We start from the raw sequence: 237 nt of genomic DNA, 5'->3' as shown, positions 1-237 counted from the left end.
TCAAAACCCTCGGCATCAACGCACTGTCGAAGTCCCAGGTATCACGCATGGCCGAAGCCCTCGACGAACCGGTCGCCGCGTTCCGGCAACGCCGACTCGATCACGCGGGCCCGTTCACGTTCGTCGCCGCCGACGCATTGACGCTGAAAGTCCGCGAGAACAAGCAGGTCGTGAACGCAGTCGCGATGGTCGCCACCGGAGTCATCGCCGACGGGCACCGCGAAGTGCTGGGCCTGC

1 protein-coding gene is annotated in these 237 nt (G+C 65.4%); it reads left to right on the top strand.

The features are described from left to right. A partial coding sequence (locus tag NVV99_RS26860) for a transposase (RefSeq protein WP_260783341.1) occupies window positions 1-237 on the top strand: 237 nt, incomplete at both ends.

Source organism: Rhodococcus sp. PAE-6 (genome assembly GCF_025290685.1).
GTDB lineage: Bacteria > Actinomycetota > Actinomycetes > Mycobacteriales > Mycobacteriaceae > Rhodococcus > Rhodococcus pyridinivorans.
The sequence above is the reverse complement of the archived record's forward strand: the minus strand, read 5'-3'. Positions and strand labels throughout refer to the sequence as shown.